Origin of the sequence: Aureibacter tunicatorum (assembly GCF_036492635.1) — a bacterium.
GTDB classification, from domain to species: Bacteria; Bacteroidota; Bacteroidia; order Cytophagales; family Cyclobacteriaceae; genus Aureibacter; species Aureibacter tunicatorum.
In genome coordinates this window covers 369,229-389,764 of record NZ_AP025306.1, presented here as the reverse complement: position 1 = coordinate 389,764, position 20,536 = coordinate 369,229, and the positions used below count along the sequence as shown (strand labels likewise).

Here is a 20,536-nt window from a genome sequence, read left to right as displayed (position 1 = left end):
TACAAGCTTACTCCATACAAGCTCAAACTCATTTAAATACTTGCATTCTACTTTTTACACGACAAAGTGATCTCCAATGCGAAATTGAAGGTAAATGGCCAGTAAATTCAACTAAGCTATAATCTGCATATTTCACAATTTTCGCACTTTTTGTATTCCAAAATTTATCGTCAAAACTAAAAGAAGAAACAGGCATATAAACTAAACCCTTGAATTCAACTTTATAATTTTTATGTATTTGTAAACAATGACAAAATATACCAGATATAGGTGTTATATAAACACTGACTTTTTCTTTACCTCTAATTCCTTTTGCCCATTTCAAAGTAGTTTTTTGAACTTTAATTTTTCTACTATCTATTATTGTAATTAATTCATTTAGCTGTGTTTTGTATTCATCACTAAACATAAATTCCCCCGCAGCAGAAAATACAGTTACAGTATCACCATTTATACACCTATTTAAATTATAATCAGTAGGCTCTTCTATATACAAAGGATAAATATCAAAAGTTATTCTATCTTCTACTGAGTCAGTGGCAACTATCCAATGAAAAACCTGCGTAATCTTAGGTTTTTGTTTTTTTAACTCAAATGAAACTATAATATACTTACTCTTAACTTCATCTTTCTGAGCGATTACATTTTTAATAATAAACAATGAAATAAAAAACGTTAATATTATTCCTTTACTTTTCATATGCTTATCCTCAGGCTTTATCAATTCAAGAACTAATTAAGCCACTTGTTAAATTTTGATTATTATCATCATAGTTATGTGTATTAGCCTATTTGACACTAAACCAAGTGTCATGATTAATTAAGCATTAGCACCAGCGTTATTTTTTTAATTTAAATCTCGACTTCATAGGGTTATTTATTTCTATCATTCTCACCTACAACTTCTGGATTTAAGTCTTTTTTCTTAGCTAATTTATATGTGATTAATTTATCATCTCTATAAACAGATACGACATATGAATTTTTATTTTTCGTAATTGAATCTAACTGATAAACTCTTCCAGCCACATCCGAAGGCCTAGATAAACTTACTAAAATACTATCATTATTATTTGTAATTATTTGATTCCAGCCTTTAGTAAATTTAATTTTTTTCACTTTAAATCTATACTCTTTTTTGAAATCCATATATTTGTATTTTCTAAGATCCTCATTAGCTTTTTTATTTGCATAAGGAGCTATTACAAAAAACATTAAGTATGTAAATACCACTACTAATATAATAAATATTAATTTTTCATTTTTTTTCATTCTTTTGGGGGTATTAAATAATTGAACTGTTTTGATTTTATTTGTTTTTCCAGAATTTAAATCTACTGAAAAAAGTTATGGAACTCCTGGTTTAACTTAAGCAGAATCACTCCCCTCAAAACCTAATTCCTCCTCTAGCTCAAAAACAAGCCTCATCATTTTACCCCTCGTGGACATCCACCTTAACTTTTAACCTTTTGGAAAGAAACTTGCCAATTGCATTCAAAGGGTTTCCATTGAATATTGCATCCAAGCACAGCATGCCCATGAGCAAAGCAATGGGAATTACGAACAATAAACCAAACAAAAAACTCGACCCATAATTTAAATCTTCTTCCAAGCATATAAAATCTCCGTAATGCCTAATTTCTATTAAATCCCCTTTTTTATAATCAGTCACTTGATCTGTATAAATCACTTTGCTGACCTCTTCCATTTTGTCCGACTCCTCATTCCAAATCTCAAAGGAGGCAAATACTCCCGGCGATCCGGAAGAAGTATTACGGCCACCTCTCCCTCCTCTCTTTTCTCCCTTGGAGGACCATGTATGCTTAACAACGGCAGTAGCCTTCTCGCCAAATAGACGATGAGGCAACTTCATCTGCAGAGATAGTGTGAAAAACAAAAGAAACAAAACAAAAAGAAAACTGAAAAAACAAAATACTCTCCAAGACTTATCCTCCATCACTAATATTTAATATGTAAATTTAATGCCTCCAATGATAAACCAAAAATAAGCTCAGGAGGCCTATACGCTAGATTTCACTCAAACATACGCAAAAATCAAAGCGCTGACAATGGAAAAAAAGTAACGATGAAAACTTCTTCAATTTTGATAAAACGATCAACTTATTTATCAATTCTCGAAGCAAAATATAATCCGCAAGTCGCCTTTATTTTAAACTAGCTAGTTTAGCATAGTTTTGAAAAATATGATGTTTTCAATATTGTAAAACCTTAATCACTTTATTCAAACTCATGGAAGCCTAAACTTATTTCGGGTTCCAATTTCGAATAAACGGTAGCTTAGAAATTGCAAGAAAGGCAAAAACTTTCCGTCATTACCTGCCTTGTAACTCATCTTGGGCGATTTTGATCCAATGATTCTCTCAACAAGCTTGGCTATTTCTAAAGGCTCTGGAGCATTAGCTATTGACTCGCTAAATACTTCAAGGGCCTTTTCTCTGGAGCTATCGTATTGGCCATTGGAATGAGGCGCGTATTTAAAACTATGATGCAAATTTGATCTAAAAAAGCCCGGCTCCACGCAAGAAACTGAAACACCAAACTCCTTTACTTCATGACGTATGGACTTAGCCAATCCTTCAAGGGCGTGTTTTGAAGCGGCGTAATAACTTTGGTAAGGCACTCCAATCAAACCTGCCAGCGAAGTAATAAATATAATCCTGCCTTTCTTTTGCGCCCTCATCTGAGGCAAAAAGGCTTTAGTCATTGATGCGGCTCCCCAAAAGTTAGTATCAATTTGTTCTCTTGCAAGATCAATAGGTGTGTCTTCAAACGCTCCGCAAATTCCTATTCCCGCATTGTTTATGAGCACGTCTATTTCAAACCTTCTTTTTTGAAGTTCATCCACTAAATTCTTGATCGATGATTCCGAAGTTATATCCAATTCTACAAAATCAAATTTGGAGTGTTTTGCCTTAGACGGATTTCTTGATGTCGCTAATACTGTATGTCCTTTTTCTGCAAGATGTTCCGCTATGCATCTCCCTATCCCAGAGTTGCCTCCTGTTATCAGAATATTCATAATTAAAAAATTTGGTGCTTGAATAATAAAAAATAAAATCTAATGTTTATCGCGATTAGTTTTTTATGGCTTTCTTAATTATCCTCCCTTGTATTCCCTCCAGAGGGAAATAAAATGGTATAAAAAATCAATCGTGATAATGTCTTCTACTCACATAAATATGATATTTTGAAAATAAAAATATGTCACATAAAAGACAAGACTTTACAGTGACACAATCTACATTTTCAGCATATTTTATTTAACTTACTAATAAACATAAAATAAATTCATTTAATTTTAATTAAAACCACATAAACATCCAATACAACCACATTTAGCAAACTATAAATCAATTTAATGCAATTATAAAATTCATTCACCTAAACATTAAACCTATTATGAAATACTTTTTCTTATCCCTTTTAGTCACTTTTCTAGCTGCTTGCTCTACCAGCAAAAAAATAGCTAAACCTGTCTTGCTAAATCAACAAACATTTTTGTTAACAGAAATTTCAACAGACCCTTCTTATGGTTTTTCAAAAGACAATCCCATAAGTGTCGGAGGTGTAAAAGAAAGCCAAGGGCCACTAAATGAAAGACGATATTTAAACGCTCTAGCTGGCCCAAATGGTGAAACAGTCGATTACGAAAGAGAAACAAGTTGCTGTCCAATCAAAAGCGAAAACGGTTTTTTAGGTATGGCTATGCTCGATATTTACAGAGTAACTTGGGAAGGATCAAAAGACACCTTATCAATTTATATCAATATGTATGACCATGATAAACTTAAAGCCCCTAAAGGGTTTTCAATTAAAAAATAATCTTTGAAAAATTTTATTAATAATCATCAATACCAACGAATAATGTCAAACACTGCTTTAACCAATAAACAACTAATCTTTATAATCGCTCCTATTTGTATAATCTTAATATTATCAAGTTTAAACTTTTTAGGAATTAATTTTCCGAAAATCAGTCATACTTTAATGTATATACCACTTGGCCTTATCTATTTTTTTCAAGTCTTTTATTATCAGCATTCTATCGGTTCCAAGCTTCTAAAAAAAATAGAGCTTAACTCGATAAGCTTCAAAATAATCAGCACAACACCAATCATTTTCTTTGCGGCAATGATATTATTCTCATTTTATGACTATTATAAATTTTTAAATATTTCTGAGTTATCTAACATTAAAATGAATAAAGCTACTCCAATAGACTTAAGCGACCATCCTTTATATCTCTTATTTAGCCTACTTATGCTCTTATCTATTTTTGCAATCATATCAACTCCCAAATTCATAAAAAACAGCATAATAGAACAAATCGACATATCCGAAAACTCTAGAAATGAGCTTATTAACAATTATTATAAGCCTATAAACAACCTTAAAAAAGCGACTTTTATTATAATTGGTATTTCTATAGTTACAGTTATTATATTTGATATGATAAGTCTATTTTCTCAGATTCAATAACACTATCCTTTTATTCATTTACAAATCATTTACCGATCATCGCTCTTGATTAAGTATTTTCTAACGATAAAGCCTATTCTTAGCACCGAAAAAAGCATAGGCTTTTTTCATTTACTAACTCAGCTTATTATTAGCTGAAATATTCTCAATGCATTGTTCACGAATGCGCCACATCTCATCAAATCCAAAGCTAGTGTCAACCTCTAAAAGCCATTTTTTCATAAATGCCTGATGATATGACACTTTGTAATCAGCAACTTGCTCTGGCTCAATCTCTTGTTCTACCAAGATATCTTTTTCCAGCTTTTTAAATGCGGAACTATTCGTCGTTAAGTCTACTCTTTCACCATTGATTTTAAGATAGCAATGAGCTTCAGGAATATAGCTTAAAGCATACTCGCTCAAGGCATCTCCTATCAAAGGTGTATTGGACTTATTCATCTTATAAATACCCAAAATCAGTTTGACATTCAATATCCCATTCTGATCTGCGACTTTTTTAAGCAAAGCATGCTTAGAGCTGCAACTGCCTTTTTGTTCAGAGATAACCAAACTAAGATCACTTCTATTCTTGTTCCTGCCATATGGCAAGCATTTAATAAAGTCCAATAAATCAAGCCAATTGTCTATTCCTTTTTCTCTGACAATCTGGCTTAGCTGATCATCCGCATTTATACTAAAATTCATTTATCCTCAATTAAAATAACCTTATTGAAAGTTTCCTACTAAGTACTAACTTCGACAATTAACTTCCTTTAGTTTTTTTTGGCCAATAATATTACGCTGAACCTAAAAAACATTCAAAAAAAGAGCACTGACAATCAACTATAAATAAATGATCATCAGTGCTTAAATTATCACTAAATAAATTACATTCTTCTACTTGGCTTTACTGCAGGCTTGTTCGCTGGTCTGCTAGCAGGTCTTGTCGAAGGTGTTTTTGCTGGCATATTGGAGGGTCTGTTCGCAGGTCTTGTCGAAGGCACATTGGCTGGCATATTCGAAGGTCTGTTCGCAGGTTTTGTCGAAGGCACATTAGCTGGCTTATTCGAAGGCATGTTCGCTGGTTTAGTCGTCGGCTTCGTATTAGCTGGCTTGTTTGCTGGCTTTGACGGTTGTTGCTTATCAACTTTATTACCCTTATTTGCCTTATTCATGTTCGCCTTGTTGTTAGTTATATTTGCTTGCTTATAACTACCTTCCTTTTTGTTATTGATAACAGTATTGGAAGTTTTTCTAGACACATTGTAGGTATTATATGTTTTACTATTGTTTATAATCACTGTATTTCCTCCACCTCGTCGATAATGCCCTCCATGATAATGATATCGATGATGACGATGTCTTCCAAAATATATATTGATCGAAATCACCGGATATGGATAAAAATACGGAGGATAATATCCATAATAAAACGGAGAATAATAAGGCACATACACAGGAGAATAAATATATTCTACTATAGGCTCAGATTCCACAACAACAACTGTTGCCGGCTGGCTTTTCACCACAACAGTATCTGGTCCAGAATAAGCTGGATTTGCTGTGACTGCTGGCTTTTCTGTTTTTGGCTCGATAATGTAATCTTTTCCGTAAAGAGCTTCATCTCCTACCATCTGCAAAGAAACTTTCCCTTCATCGTCCTTTGAAACATAAATCACTGCCACATCTTGCGTCTCTCCTTTAAGAACATCCACTTGAAGCACAAAAGTGAAGTCATCGCCTTCTTGTCTCGTCGACACTTTGATGAAATCGACTTTTCCATCAAGATCCAAATCAAGATTATTCACACCTGAGTTTTCATTATTCAAAGACTCCTCAAATTCTTCAATCGTTTTAGAACCTTGGAATAAGTCAAGCGTTGCATAAAGGTCCAAATTATCCCCAGGCAAACCCAACATCTCAGAATCATCAGCAGCTTTATCTTGCGCGCCCAAATTTGCAATAGCCGCAAAAAATGCAAATACCAGCGTTACTATCTTTATTTTCATATGCTTGTCTATTTTATATTCAAAATCGGTTAAAAAATACATCTTGTTAAAATGATAACGTCAATTGTACTTTTTCGACCATAACTATTTCTTAAAAATTGCAAACAAGCACCATAAGCATCAAAACAATTAGATCTCTAATTGGATTTCGACAAAATCGTATCATTTGCAATTCTTCTATCTACCGTAATTTTTTATCAAGTTAAAACTAGTTGAAGATGATTACACCTCTATTTTCAGTTTCAATGCGCAACTCTTCATTCACAATAATGTACGTTACACTTTCATTTAATAAATGTGTCATATCTTCAGCAAACTCCGAATCACAACATGCTTCTGTGCAAGCTATACTCTGTTCAACCGAAAAACCATTCCCTTTGATCTCGTAACTCCCAAAACAATTGTTCACATCCAGATTGAAAGAAAACGATCCATCTTTTGTAAACGCAAACTTATAATCTTCTTCAGGCAAAACATATGTCGAAGCGTTTTCCAATTTTATCTTCGCCACCTGCCAAATTTTTGATGTAATGTCTGAATTAGGTTCGCTATCATTATCGTTGGATCTATCGCAACTCATAAATACCAACATGAAAAAAACAAAAATTAAAACTCTCATAAATAAAATATATATTCCAATTCAATTAGTTTAGTCTTTAATCTATTGATTCCGATCAGGAAAACTTCCATACCATTTCAAATCTTCCCAATCAATGGTTTCAATTTGCAAAGCTTCCTTTTTCAAACTTTCTATTCCAATCTCATCGATCCATTGCTCGATCAGCTCATACATCAATGAAAAACTTGGGACGGAATCAAAGTCACTTTCATTTTCACTATACATCCCAATAACTGGATACTGTCCTCCAGTAAAGCTTGTCATCGCCAACAAATCATATTCGACAGTATCAGGCAGCTCCGAAAATTTATCTGATATTCTCAATCTTAAATATTCCAAACACTTTATAATCAAGTCCATATCCCAATTCAACTCGTTATATATTGGCAGTTCAATAATTTCATAGTAAGCCCTCTGCATGGATCATTCAATTTGACAAAAATCACAAATTAATCAATATATTTCAATAAATGAACGCAAAATAATCTGTTCCATTAAATCAATTAGCATCCCTTAGATTCTCTCTCACTTTCATCAAAATTTTGCCCAAGCGATTTTTGCCAGTACCATCACCTCCATCACCCCAATAATCATCGTTCTCAGTATGTTCGACTAGTTTGGAATCTTTAGTGCTTAAAAGCAGTTCTCTCAACTCTTCATGCTGAGAAAATTTAGCCATCACAACCTCATACATCACATTGTCTTTCTGCTTATCCCAATTCTTTTTAATCTTTTCTTTTCTAGATCTTCCAAGCTGGGCAGCCATCATAGGCGAAGCGCTTTTGCGTATTTTATCTTGATAAGACTTATCCTCAAATTTTTGCGCTTGAAAATAATGCTCGCTTGTTGGCCATACTTTTCCAGTAAGCTTTACCGGATACAATGCAAAATTTGAAAATTCTCCCCATTTCGCATTTTCACTATAAAATCTAATAAATGAATCTTTCACTCTAATATATTTGTAATTTTACAAATATAATATTTAACTAAAAACCACTCAAGAGTAAACCCAATTACTTAACCGAATCATAAGAATGAATTATAATATTTTATAACTCAACATGTTCATCATTTTATTAAATATCAGAATTTCTCAGCCTTAAAGCATTGGCAATCACTGAAACTGAGCTAAAGCTCATCGCTAAAGCTGCGATCATTGGAGAAAGCAAAATACCAAGAATAGGATATAAAACCCCCGCGGCAACTGGAATGCCGACAGTATTGTAAACCAATGCGAAAAATAGATTTTGCCTTATATTTTTCATGACAGCCGTGCTTAAGTGACGCGCTTTTACGATACCATTCAAATCCCCTTTAACTAATGTAATCATCGCGCTTTCAATAGCTACATCCGTACCTGTTCCCATTGCGATGCCCACATCGCTTTTCGCCAAAGCTGGAGCGTCATTTATACCATCTCCTGCCACTGCGACTATTTTTCCTTCTTTTTGAAGTCTATCCACTTCACTCAATTTGTCTTGAGGAAGCATTCCCGCTTTATAGCCCGACAGATTCAACTCTTCGGCGACTGCTTTTGCTGTTTCTTTGTTATCTCCCGTCAACATGATCACATCCACTCCTTTTTCCTGCAATTCATGTATTGCCTTAGCGCTTGTGTCTTTGATCTTGTCCCCTATTACCACATAGCCTTCAACTTGATTATCAACAGATAGAAATGAAACTGTCTTTCCATTTTTTTGAAATTCCTTTGCTTTCTCCAAAAAATCTGCTGAAAGAGACGCATTCGATTCTTCCATCATTTTAGGATTTCCCAAAGCGACTTCCTGAGCGTTAACTTGCGCAACTACTCCTTTTCCTGTAATTGCCTTGAAATTTGACGATTTTAATTTCTCTATTTTACGCTCATTGCCATACTTGACTGTAGCCTCGGCTAATGGATGCTCGCTATTTGAATTTATGGACACTATGAATTGAAGCACTTCTTCTTCACTTAACTTTTTCCCAAAAGCGCCGATTTTCTCCACTGTTGGCCTTCCTTCTGTGATAGTCCCCGTCTTATCGACAATCAATGTATTGACTTTATTCATTTTTTCTAGCGCTTCAGCATTTTTAATCAATACGCCATTTTGCGCTCCTTTGCCTACGCCCACCATCACTGACATAGGTGTAGCCAGTCCTAAAGCGCATGGACATGCGATAATAAGAACAGCTATCGCATTGACCAAAGCATAAGCATATGCAGGCTCAGGGCCCCAAATCGCCCAGATTATAAAAGTTGCTATCGAGATCAATACAACGACAGGCACAAAATATCCTGACACCTTATCCGCCAAATTTTGGATAGGGGCTCTACTTCTGCTAGCATCATTGACCATATTGATAATCTGCGAAAGCAAAGTATCACTGCCAACTTTTTCCGCTTTCATCAAAAAAGATTGATTGCCATTAATCGTTCCACTGCTAACTGCATCTCCCACGGATTTATTAACAGGAATTGGTTCGCCTGTGATCATTGACTCATCTATGCTTGTGTCTCCCTCTGTGATAATGCCATCTACAGGAATTTTGTCTCCGGGCTTTACTTTTAAAATGTCATTTAAAGCTATCTCGTCTATTCCCACTTCGACTTCTACGCCATCAACTATTTTGACAGCTTTATTAGGCGCTAGCTTTAGAAGCTCCTTTACCGCAGAACTGGTTTTGCTATGAGCTCTAGCTTCCAATAACTGTCCTAATAGTACCAGCGTCAATATTACAGTGGCCGCTTCAAAATACACATGAACATTTCCTGACTCGGTTTTGAACTGTTCTGGAAAAAAATCGGGAAAAATCATTCCAAAGACACTGAATAACCAAGCAACTCCCGCTCCTATTCCTATTAATGTGAACATGTTTAAATTCCATGTCACAATGCTCTTATAAGCACGTTCAAAAAACATCCAAGTAGCGTAAAACACTACAGGCAAGGAAAGAGTAAACTGAAACCAATTCCAATACTTTTGATCCACAATCTGATATAATGCATCACCAACAAACATTTCACTCATAGCAAGCAAAAAAATAGGCGATGTGAAAACAGCCGCTATCCAAAACTTCTTTAATAGCCTTTTATAAGTCTTCTCTTCTTCAGATACATCTGCTTGTAGTGGAATCAAGTCCATTCCACAAATCGGACATGATCCGGGTTCATCTTTTATAACCTCAGGGTGCATAGGGCAAGTCCATTGATTAGATGAAGCACTTGAAAGGTTTTGTTCTTTCACCAGTTCCATACCGCAAACAGGGCAATTCCCAGGTTTGTCGTAAGTCTTATCTCCTTCGCAATGCATTGGACAATAATAGACGCCCTCCTCTTTATCGTTACTTGATTGCGCTTTTTTCTTTCGTAAGGGTTTGTCGCCTTCCTTTAGAACTTGAATCACATAACCGTCTTTTGACAATGCATCTTGAAGCTTTTCCAAGGACAAATGGTTCCTCATTTCTACGACCGCTTCTTCTTTCTTCAAATCTACAGAAACAGAAATGACACCATCAACATTTAAAAGGCTCTGCTCTACCTTTTCTCGACACTTGTCGCATTGCATACCTGCTATGTGATACGTATGTTTCATATTTAATTTCTCTAAAATTGAAAAAGATACTATCGTAAACTTTATACTCTTTTAGATAATCCTAAGCTCTTCGTAATTGTTCTCTAGCAGGAAGAGAGATTCCAAAAAAAGTGCGATTTGCATATACTGAGATTAACCACACTAAAATATAAACGGTGCTCAATGACACCTGTATCATCATGCAAACATATATTTTACTATGTTAATATAAACACCATTAAAACAAAAGCTCCACATGAACTATTACTTCAAGGGAGCTTAATGATAAGAATCTATTTTAATTTAAAAGTACTGCTGAAATCTTTGAATATTTTTAAATTTCTTTCAAAGTCTCCAAAAGTGCTTCCGTAAATTAAATATTGACTTGTGCTAGAGAAAAGACTGAAAGCATATTTTAATTGTTTCCCATTATCAGTAGATTCATACCCTATCACCTCATACCCCTCTAATTCGCCTACTTTTACTGGGCTTACTTTTTCAACTTCAATATGATTCTCCCATGGTTTTTTGACAGAACGTATGGCAATCGACTCTCTTTCACTTTTTTCAAACGGCAAGTTCATAAACATTACCATGCAAGAAGTTTTGTTCTCATCTTTAGTAGGCATTTTGCCATCCAAAGAAAACCCTGCGCCATAAGCCATTGGCTCTCCTGCAAGTTTCAATGGACTATTTTCTACATTCATTTCAAATGGGAAACTATCCAAAGGATTTGATTTTTGTTCAGAATTATAAACTATTGATCGCAATGATTTTTCTATATTTTTTGAGTGTTTCCCGTCTTCTTCAAACAAATAAACTGAGCTCGCCATCACGCAAAACTTTTCATCTCCATAGAGTAAAGTCCACACAACTTTCTTTTTAGGTTCAGCATCTGGATTGTCAAATGCTTCCAAAGTTGTCAGCTTTTTTCGAATCATTTTCAAAAGCTTTGCTTGGTATCCATTCATCACAAGATCTTCTTCTATAATTAACTTATCATCTTCATCAATACTGTTTTCATAAAACTTCTCTTGCATATTATCAAAAGGTATTTTAAAATCCATTATAATAACATCAGGATGATTTGACTTACTCGATAAGCCTAGAAACTTTGCAGATAAATCATATGTATCATCAGGCTTAATAATGCTGACTTTCGTACCTGTAACTTGTATATGCTCTTTTGTTAGCTCTATGCCAAGAGTCTTTTCTTGAGCTATACAATAACTGGAAATCGAAAATAAAATGATAAAATAGAATACAGTTCCTTTCACGTTTGTGTTTTAGTTTATTGTTTATTTAAATATTGATTTAGTCAATAAGTTGTTTAGCATCACTCTTCATGACCGAATCTTTCTTTCTCCTTTTGACGAAAGTTTCTTGGACACGATTAGAAAATATGATGATAGGAATCCAAATGCATAATAATATTAGTTGAAATATTATGCTTGAGGGGTTTGTGGCAATATCATACGAGCTGACATTTCCCTGGATATAAACCAATGACATATAGATTAAAGTTCTGACAACAAAATTGATCACTAAAACACCACTGTAATTAATTGGAAAAGATGTTCGTTTTGCGATAAATTGATATGCAATCAATATGGATGCGCAAAACATGAAAACACTAAAGAAAAACTCCAAAAACATGATGCTAATCCACAGATCGTAATAAATGTTATTTTCTTTCAACATTTGTAAAACCACTCCCCAAATATCTGATTCTAGATACTCTATGTTTAAAAGCGTGAAAACATTGATAATAGGAGAAATCAAAATAACTATACCTGGAAGGATCAACCAACCTCCAATGTTTTCACGAAAAAACCTCTCATCATCCTCCTTGCTAATTGGATCATAATGTTTGTTCCAATACAACATCAACCAAACAGATATGACAAAGAAAATTACCAGAAATGGGTACCCCCAGTTAAAACTATTTTTTGCTTTGATAAATGGGTTTTTCTCCTCATGCGTATTCACTTCCATTTCAAAAATAGCATCCAACTGATTATGGTAATTTATAAAATCGGCTATTTCCTCTAATGGAACATAATTATTATTGGTTTTATATTTATAATTTAAATGTATGGTGTTCGAATTCGAAATATATTCGCTCAAATAATAACTATTCAAACTATTACTATAATATTTAATATTATCTTGACTCAAGGACCACTGATGAGGCATTTGAAGCCAAATATGATGAGTCAAATTCGTTGGGTAAAGTATCCAATAAGGACTCTTTCTGTCTTTAGTTTCAGGATAAGTAATTGAGCCTGCCATTGAGTAAGGCCCTATTCTAAATGTATGCACATTAGAGCTGTCGTTAAGGCTTTTCCAAAGATCGGAAATCGTATATTCTTCGATGATCTTTACAATATTGTCCTCTCTATTGTCTTCAACTGTTATCTTGGTAGCCTCCCTGTCAATCGCGTTGAATTTACTCGCGTAAAAATCATTGTAATTTTGAGTCATTTTAGACTTGCTGGTGGACTGTATATAATTTCTCTGTGTATCAGCAGCCTCTCCATAATACAATGTTTCAATTTTAAATTCCGATGATTCTTCCGGCTTTCCAACAGTAAGATATTCATTTGTTGTGATGGAAGAATTCGTGTTGGGAGAAATTTCTGTAAGCTTGGTATCATCACTGTTTATCACAAGTCCGTATTCATAATTCGGCCAAAACATGCTTCTATAATCCCCTCCTTGCAATTTCAATGTAGGATCTATCCAAAATGTTCCGTTATTCTTAATTTGAACAATACAATGATTGAAAGCCCTTCTGGATGGAAGTTTATTGATTAAACCCTTTAAAGCAATTGTATTTACAAGCACTGGGTATGCCTCAACACCGATTGCTTTAAGCATGGTTACCAATAAAAGTGATTTGTCTTTGCAATCTCCAAATCTTTGATCCAATATTTCAGCAGGATTATGAGGCAAGTAGGCGTGAATGCCATCCTCAAAGCCCAAATAGCGAATATCATCCTGCACAAATCTTATGATTGCTGTGATTTTCTCATTTTCCGTTTGTCCATCTTTTATTATCTTTTGAAGTTCTGCACTCACCCGCTTTTGATCAATTTCTTGATCAAACAAGTCAAAAGCCCAAAGCCTTACATCTCCCCAATCATTATCCTCTGAGATCTCAATAGCTGTGTTTACATTATGCCAAGAAGGGGTCCCATCTTCATAATAAACTGGAGAAATATTTTCTGCTTCCCATTTTTCAATAACATAGCCATTCGATTCCGTTTTGCTGTATTGAAGCTCCTTGATTGGGTTGATATAATTGGTATTAAATTTTCGATCATTCTTATAGATAATGCTTCGGCTAATTTTACCAATTCTTTCGCTATAATTGAATTGGCCTTTTGTATTAAACTTGTCTTTTAATATTGGATTATCTCCTTTTCTTAAATAGGAATAAATTAACACATCTCCTTTGCGAATATCTTTAAGATTAATGCTTTGGGTTTTGCTTTTATTGTAAAGATGTCTTTCCGCTTGATTTTCGACATCCAAGCTGATAATTAAATCTGAATCCAACTTGTTAAGTTTCTTCCCATTTCTTATCACTGATACTTCCAGCCATTCAATTTCCTGATAACTAGGATCATATTCTAAATCTATTCTTGAATAGTTTTGAACTCCCTGCTCGGAAATGATATGCAAAACACTTTTAAAATAATATTCCGATAAGCTAATATTATACTGACTATTGATCAATAAATAATAAACATCTCCAAAGTTCTGCTGCTCACTAGCAGTCAATGGCTTGGCATATGATGTCTCAATAGCCCAATTTGGTTTGTTTGAAAAGGAATTAAAAGAAACACCAAGAAAAAATAAAAAAATCAACACCCTATAAAAATGAATCATTTGATTTATATTAAATAACGTAAATATACATTTAATTGAGTGTAAATATATCCCATACCAACGTTAATACAAAGTACTAAATAATATAATTACAAGTATTTTTATGCTATAAAAATAAAAGCATCGAATATATACTAATACCAACAAAGCACAAAACCTTAAACATGTTTATCACATTAAAAGCTATAAATAATTATACCTTACAAATAGAATCTGCATTCAACCTTCATTTCAAATGAATTTGGGCATTGCATTAAACCAAAATAAATATTTGAAGGTTGCTATTAGAAAAACAGGTTGGCATGTACTCTATTATATTCAAGGCACTCAAATTTTTAATCATTGGTTTGGCATTGATTGCATTTTACTCTTGCAATAATTCTGAAGACAGTTCTCCTTCAGTTTCCATTCAAAATTCTTATGAAGACAACGGACTAATCCCCGGTCAATACACAAATATCCCCATAAGCATGAATCAGAATTTGGACAATGCCATGGCCAAAGTCTACATGAACGACTCACTTGTGCAGACAATAAATCTTGATGAGGTACACCATGACTCAATCAGAATATCGCATATGCTGCCAGTCGAATATGAAGGCCAAAATGTTCAATATCGTGTTTCTGTAGAATCAAGAGGCAGTGCTTCGGAAATCATCACCAGCTTGTACTTTGATCTATTGGTTTATCATAACAGCGATTACCGATTCGTAGTGGATAATCGGACAAGTTTGAATATTAATTTTAGAAATCGAGTTGCTTTTAGAAGCAATGGAGTCGAAGCTGATCGTTACAGATACTACAGCACAAATAACGACAATAGCTCTTATGATGTATCCGTTAGTACTTCTGGTCAATTTGTTTACAATAATCGTGTTTCAGCCTTTTCTTATACTATTGAATCAATGAATCCCAATGAAACATATTTGATTCGTGTTCCTAGAAGCCTTCTCAATTCAAGAAGTATTACCAATTTTATACAAACAGCCTACAATGTCGCGCAGACTGCAAGACAAGACAGAAGAATACAATGGGCTGATATTGCAGACTTTTGCGTCATGGTTGTTCATCAAGATGGCTCTATGGGAGTGTTTATTATAGAAAATGATTTTGCCTATATCAAAAATATCAGATACAGAGGCATTAGACCTGATTGAAATAATTTTCGCGCTGTAAAATATTAATAATAATAAGCTCAATCAAAGCTTGAGAGTCTGTCAAGCTGATCTGTTTTTAACTGTTCAAGTATTTGCCAACCCTTAATGCTTCAATCATTACAAAAGATAAAAAGCAAAACAAGCCAACATGTGGCAAGGAAAATGAGCGGCGGAAACGCTGCTCCAATCCAGACAATCATGTCTATGGAACAGTTTCATCTCATCACGCAAAACCCATTAGCACGAAGTTTTGGAGACAGGTACCAAAACAATGAAGAGCTCTTCCACATAGAAACCTATCTGCAACGATATCATAATTTGATGTTGAGGCCAATGACAGATGAAGTATTTTCTTCATTGCAACAAACGCTTTTTAATCTAGAAAGAAATTGCCACTTGTGGTTCTTAAAGCATCCCATCCACTCTGAAATAACTGTCCCCCTTTCCCCTTATACACATGGTGTGCTCCAATTGATGGATGAAGTTGACGAAGCTTATGGAGAATTACTGGCTAAATACAAGTCGATAAAAAAAAGCCAACCCAGCTTTGGCTTTGGTTTTACAAATTGGTCGGAACACTTTTGGCTTCCAGACAATCCTGATTTATTTGGCCTGCATGAAGAAGGACTCGATAGTTCCACACAAAGCCAAGAAAATTTTACCGTAGTAACAAGACCTTCAGAGAAACATGGGGAACAACTTTCCCAAAAGGATTATCACAGGAATCAGCTTGGACAGTTATGGAATGATCGTGGGAACAATACTCGGTTAAAGCTATTCAACTCAACCTCGCCAATCCATTGGCCTTCTGAAAAAGACGACGATTTCACAAGCACATATTACCCGGATTTGGAAATATCAGGCACACTCGAAAGAAGCGGAACATCAAACGCCAGCAAACGACCCAGTGTTAAGCCAAGATCTTTGCGAGGCGAATTCGATTTGTCATTCGTAAACCCAGAGGATGCTCAAACCAGATCATTAGGAGCTCATTCTTTTTCTAGAAAACCTAGAAAAAAGCTGGTGTCTGAATCTAGCGTAAATGCTGAAGCTCCTCCCAAATATGTAGCGCTTAATTATCGATTAGCTCGAGAGCCTGAACTACAACTTGACGACAGTTTCATGTGTCAGTTGGATGTCTTTCACATGAAGCTTATGATGACCCCAACAGGAAGAGAGCTTCTTGACCAGTTAATGGACTCTAGCAACAAAAGTAATGATTCAACATATTTTTTTCACCGCAACGCAGTCCATGTATTTGGCCATGATATCAATGATCATACGGCCTTCTTGTCTCATTCGGATTACCCTGTCGATCAAGTAGAAGAAGAGCCTCAGCCAGAAGCAACCGAGGGGCTCATGCGCAAACTATGGAATAAGTTCAAAAGAAAAAGAACAAATAGACGACAAACAGCGCCATATAGCGACTCTAAGCAAGCGATGGATACAATGGGCGAAAGGTATCTAGGAAGCGATGGAGACATACTTGAAGTTTGGGTGCCAACAGCTATTCGCAAAGACAGTGAGTATTTTGCAAAAGGCGCTGACTGGGACCAACAAAGAAACAGAGGCCATTACACTTTAATGCCTAAAGTTATCGAATATGCCAGAGCTCTTCTTGAAGCTCTTATAAAACTAAAAGGCTTTACCTTTCCCAGCTTGGAGGATTATTTCAGGTTTATAGATTTTATAGAAAATCAATTAAGAAGCGAAATGGGAATCGCCCCTAAAGTTGTATCCTCCGAAACGGGATATTTTTCAAACACTTTAGCTGCTAAAAAAGAGGTAATGGGCTTGAGACGCTTATATGGAGAAGCAAGAACAGAACGATATCTGCACGCGTTGGATATTGCCGAGCGAGAAATGATTGATGAAGAGCAATTGCAAGAAATCGAACAATGCGAGTACATCAAAGTGGAAGCACCCAAACATTGCAAGCCAAAGGATTATTTCCCGCATTTTGACGAAGATATTCAAAAGTGGTGCATCCCATCTATTTACAATCGCCGCTCCAGACATCGTGAAGCTACAACAGAAGCCTCAGTGACAGAGCTAATTTATTTGTTAGGCGGAAATTTTCAAGTTGCAAACCCAAAAGATATTACCTATTCAAGCGAATTTGAAATGAGCAATGTCTCTTCAGGATTCATGCGCTCTGCTTCGCCCAAGATGCCGGAAAGATTCGATTTTGAAATAATAGCTTCCCAAAGCTCTGAAGACGAAGTTCAACAATCTATGCCTGTGACTGGCATGGAACGAGAGCGAGTTAACTCTCAAGCAAAAAAACGCTCAATGAAAGATTCCCTAACTAGAAGCTTTGATATTATTCCTGCACCAAGACCACGCTCCAAACGTGTTCCCACAAGTCATAAAGACACAGAATCAACTCTTGAACCCATTGATGTGCCCGATGTCCCTGTAAAAGAACTTGAACCAGCACCTCCTGTTGTCTTGCCTGTTTCACCACCTTCTGAAAGAGCGAATGCGAATCATTTGCTTGCCAAAGCTTCTTATCTCTGGAAGGCTACCCCACAGGATGATTTCATTGAACAAGCCAAGCATTACCTCGAAAACTACGAACAGCTTGTCTTGGATCATGAACGCAACCAAAGCAATGACCCCGGATTCAAAGGTGCATTCGCTAGAAAAGCAAAAGAAGAGTTTTTAAGAAATGAACAAACATTGTTGCATCATCGATTCGCCTTTGTGGATGAACTGGAGCACTTTGTCTATCAATGGATTGCCGGCAATATAGTAATTGAAGATGAGCAAAGCCGCGATATTGGCAATGCCGTTCGCTTGTTGGAATTGCTCAGAGAAGAACATCAGCATCTGACTCGTATCTTGTTAAAGCGCAAAATCATCCCATGGATACAAGATGGTGACGCCGAACAAGCTTCACTATGGTGGAAAGATTTCCTAAGCAAAGAAACCTCATTGAGAATAGAACACTACAATTCAGATGAAACACCTAGCTACTTTGAAGATTTTCCAATAGAAATTCAATCCAAATTGCTAAAGCTATGGTCAAGAAGATTCGGCAGAAGATTCCTAAGACATTTCAAACAAGATCAACCACACACTCGAATTATTCCGATCACCAACCCGGATAAAATAGAAGTCAAAGACGATTTAAGATATAACCTTGAAGGTATGGATATTCCTTTCAACCCTGATGCTCCTTTTCCTGAGGTTAGCAAAGTCAGAGCCGCTGAGAGCCGAGTTCATTATCCCAAAGATGGACCAATGACCGAAGTACGGCTAGGCTATGGGCAAGACTGGATAGCTACTCCAATGAGTTCTGACGAAAAAGAACAGAAACGAACTGAATTAATGGAAAAACTAGGTGGAGATTATAATGAAAAAAATTACCCTGAAGGATATTGGTCCAAGCTTTCCGGAAAAACTTTAGTAGTCATTCCTGACTTTATCGCCTTGGCACACGAATTAGGACATGCGCAAGGACATGCCAAAGGCATCGATAGAAGATTTATGCATGCTGATTCATATCAAGAAGACCATGACTTATTTCTTTGGGCCAATAATGAAGAACATTACATGATTACTCAAATAGAACATCCACTTATGAAAGAGCATGAACTTCCTGCCAGAAAATGGCATCGATTTTCAAATTATAAATTGAAAGATTTTATAAGAACAAGTTAACAATTCTAATTATTAGATAAAGTCGCCAAGCTATAAATATTCAACTAATAACAACTTATTATCAATAGAATAAGCTAAAAATCTTGTCCATTACAATTTCTCACCCAATTCAAGCGTTTAAAGTCACGAAACTAATTTCAAATGAAAAAGAATTTTCATTGAGATAATTAAACTGATAAAGTGAGAAATTGGCCTCAAATACTCGGAGCGCTCCTGCTCGCGATAACATACCTTGTTAGTTCATATCCGATAGACAATGTATCGGAACGAAACGATATTGCCTGCTCATTTCAACAGTCAATTGAGAAGAAAGAAAAGCTTATTGATTTATCTTCCCTTCAGCTTCAAGAGTCACAGCCCAATGAAGGTTTAAGCATATCAAATAGTCAATACGTATTCTCACCTTTCAAAATAGCGTTATTTACCGTTTTTGCGAATGTTATTTCGTTTGAAATTCTGCATAATGCAAAATTCAAACAGTACATAATACATCTTAAAAATGTACATATCAGATTTCGAAAATCTGATCTCTTATTTCCTTATCAATACTTCTGGTAATTCCATCCATTCTTCATGTCAAATTCATTTTGACCTTTTTAATTCTACTTGGAAATGACTCCATCTCCAGGAATTCAACTATTTTATCAATTTAACTTTATAGACAATGGATTTAGAAGTAATCATCATTGGATCAATAACTATCGCTATCTGCGCGATTCCATTTGTACTTTATTATTTAAACAATAGCAAAAATGAGAGAATAATGATTGATACTCTCAAAAATTTCGCTCGGGAAAATAAAATTGAACTCACTCAACACGAAATATGCGGGAAATACATTATAGGCCTTGACGAGCCAAAGCTAAAATTATGCTTTATCTCAAGGAATGAAAATGAGTTCACAAAACAATTTATCGAACTAAATGATTTCAAATCTTCAGAAATCATTCGAATTTCGATAAAATCGAGAGATAACTATTCAGTCCTAAATCAACTTCACCTAGTCTTCAAATCTCATAAACATGAGCATTCGGATATCTCCATTGAGTTTTTCAATACCAAACATGCCAACCAACTAAGCGGAGAGCTTCAATCAATTGAAGAATGGAATATTAAGATAAACAACCTGCTGACACAGCAAAAATAAATTAATCCTTC

At 35.2% G+C, this 20,536-nt stretch carries 16 protein-coding genes; 4 read left to right on the top strand and 12 right to left on the bottom strand.

Annotated features, from left to right (window positions below):
- Positions 1-28: 28 nt before the first annotated feature.
- From AABK36_RS21565 to AABK36_RS21550, 4 genes are all read right to left on the bottom strand, one after another.
- Positions 29-700 (bottom strand): hypothetical protein, encoded by a 672-nt coding sequence (locus AABK36_RS21565; RefSeq protein WP_309942048.1) that lies wholly within the window; start codon positions 698-700, stop codon positions 29-31.
- 173 nt (positions 701-873) lie between these two features.
- Positions 874-1,272 (bottom strand): hypothetical protein, encoded by a 399-nt coding sequence (locus tag AABK36_RS21560; RefSeq protein WP_309942050.1) that lies wholly within the window; start codon positions 1,270-1,272, stop codon positions 874-876.
- A gap of 160 nt (positions 1,273-1,432) precedes the next feature.
- Entirely contained in the window at positions 1,433-1,957 is a 525-nt protein-coding gene (locus AABK36_RS21555) for a hypothetical protein (protein ID WP_309942052.1), read from the bottom strand.
- A gap of 291 nt (positions 1,958-2,248) precedes the next feature.
- Positions 2,249-3,040, bottom strand: coding sequence for an SDR family oxidoreductase (locus tag AABK36_RS21550; protein ID WP_309942054.1), 792 nt, complete (start codon positions 3,038-3,040; stop codon positions 2,249-2,251).
- Positions 3,041-3,420: 380 nt separating this feature from the next.
- On the opposite strand from AABK36_RS21550, the gene AABK36_RS21545 reads away from it, so the two are divergent.
- Entirely contained in the window at positions 3,421-3,843 is a 423-nt protein-coding gene (locus tag AABK36_RS21545; RefSeq protein WP_309942055.1) for a hypothetical protein, read from the top strand.
- Positions 3,844-4,614: 771 nt separating this feature from the next.
- Here the strand turns inward: AABK36_RS21545 and AABK36_RS21540 are convergent.
- The 8 genes from AABK36_RS21540 to AABK36_RS21505 form a co-directional block, all read right to left on the bottom strand.
- Positions 4,615-5,187: a hypothetical protein gene (locus tag AABK36_RS21540; protein ID WP_309942057.1), complete on the bottom strand. Its 573-nt coding sequence runs from the start codon at positions 5,185-5,187 to the stop codon at positions 4,615-4,617.
- 182 nt (positions 5,188-5,369) lie between these two features.
- Entirely contained in the window at positions 5,370-6,491 is a 1,122-nt protein-coding gene (locus AABK36_RS21535) for a hypothetical protein (protein ID WP_309942061.1), read from the bottom strand.
- 208 nt (positions 6,492-6,699) lie between these two features.
- Complete coding sequence (locus AABK36_RS21530) at positions 6,700-7,110, bottom strand: META domain-containing protein (RefSeq protein WP_309942066.1); 411 nt, start codon at positions 7,108-7,110, stop codon at positions 6,700-6,702.
- Positions 7,111-7,152: 42 nt separating this feature from the next.
- Positions 7,153-7,530, bottom strand: a complete 378-nt coding sequence (locus AABK36_RS21525) for a hypothetical protein (RefSeq protein ID WP_309942069.1) — start codon at positions 7,528-7,530, stop codon at positions 7,153-7,155.
- A 79-nt stretch (positions 7,531-7,609) separates the two neighbouring features.
- Positions 7,610-8,059, bottom strand: coding sequence for an NADAR family protein (locus AABK36_RS21520; RefSeq protein ID WP_309942070.1), 450 nt, complete (start codon positions 8,057-8,059; stop codon positions 7,610-7,612).
- 127 nt (positions 8,060-8,186) lie between these two features.
- Positions 8,187-10,682 (bottom strand): heavy metal translocating P-type ATPase, encoded by a 2,496-nt coding sequence (locus AABK36_RS21515; protein ID WP_309942073.1) that lies wholly within the window; start codon positions 10,680-10,682, stop codon positions 8,187-8,189.
- Between the two features lie 272 nt (positions 10,683-10,954).
- Positions 10,955-11,938, bottom strand: a complete 984-nt coding sequence (locus AABK36_RS21510) for a hypothetical protein (protein WP_309942074.1) — start codon at positions 11,936-11,938, stop codon at positions 10,955-10,957.
- 37 nt (positions 11,939-11,975) lie between these two features.
- Positions 11,976-14,555, bottom strand: a complete 2,580-nt coding sequence (locus AABK36_RS21505; protein WP_309942075.1) for a DUF3857 domain-containing protein — start codon at positions 14,553-14,555, stop codon at positions 11,976-11,978.
- A gap of 302 nt (positions 14,556-14,857) precedes the next feature.
- Here AABK36_RS21505 and AABK36_RS21500 point away from each other — a divergent pair, with 302 nt between their 5' ends.
- From AABK36_RS21500 to AABK36_RS21490, 3 genes are all read left to right on the top strand, one after another.
- On the top strand, positions 14,858-15,712 hold the full coding sequence (locus tag AABK36_RS21500; RefSeq protein ID WP_309942077.1) for a hypothetical protein: 855 nt from the start codon (positions 14,858-14,860) through the stop codon (positions 15,710-15,712).
- Between the two features lie 150 nt (positions 15,713-15,862).
- A complete protein-coding gene (locus AABK36_RS21495) occupies positions 15,863-19,378 on the top strand; it encodes a hypothetical protein (protein ID WP_309942078.1) in 3,516 nt (1,171 codons plus the stop codon).
- A 664-nt stretch (positions 19,379-20,042) separates the two neighbouring features.
- Entirely contained in the window at positions 20,043-20,525 is a 483-nt protein-coding gene (locus tag AABK36_RS21490; RefSeq protein WP_309942079.1) for a hypothetical protein, read from the top strand.
- Positions 20,526-20,536 lie beyond the last annotated feature (11 nt).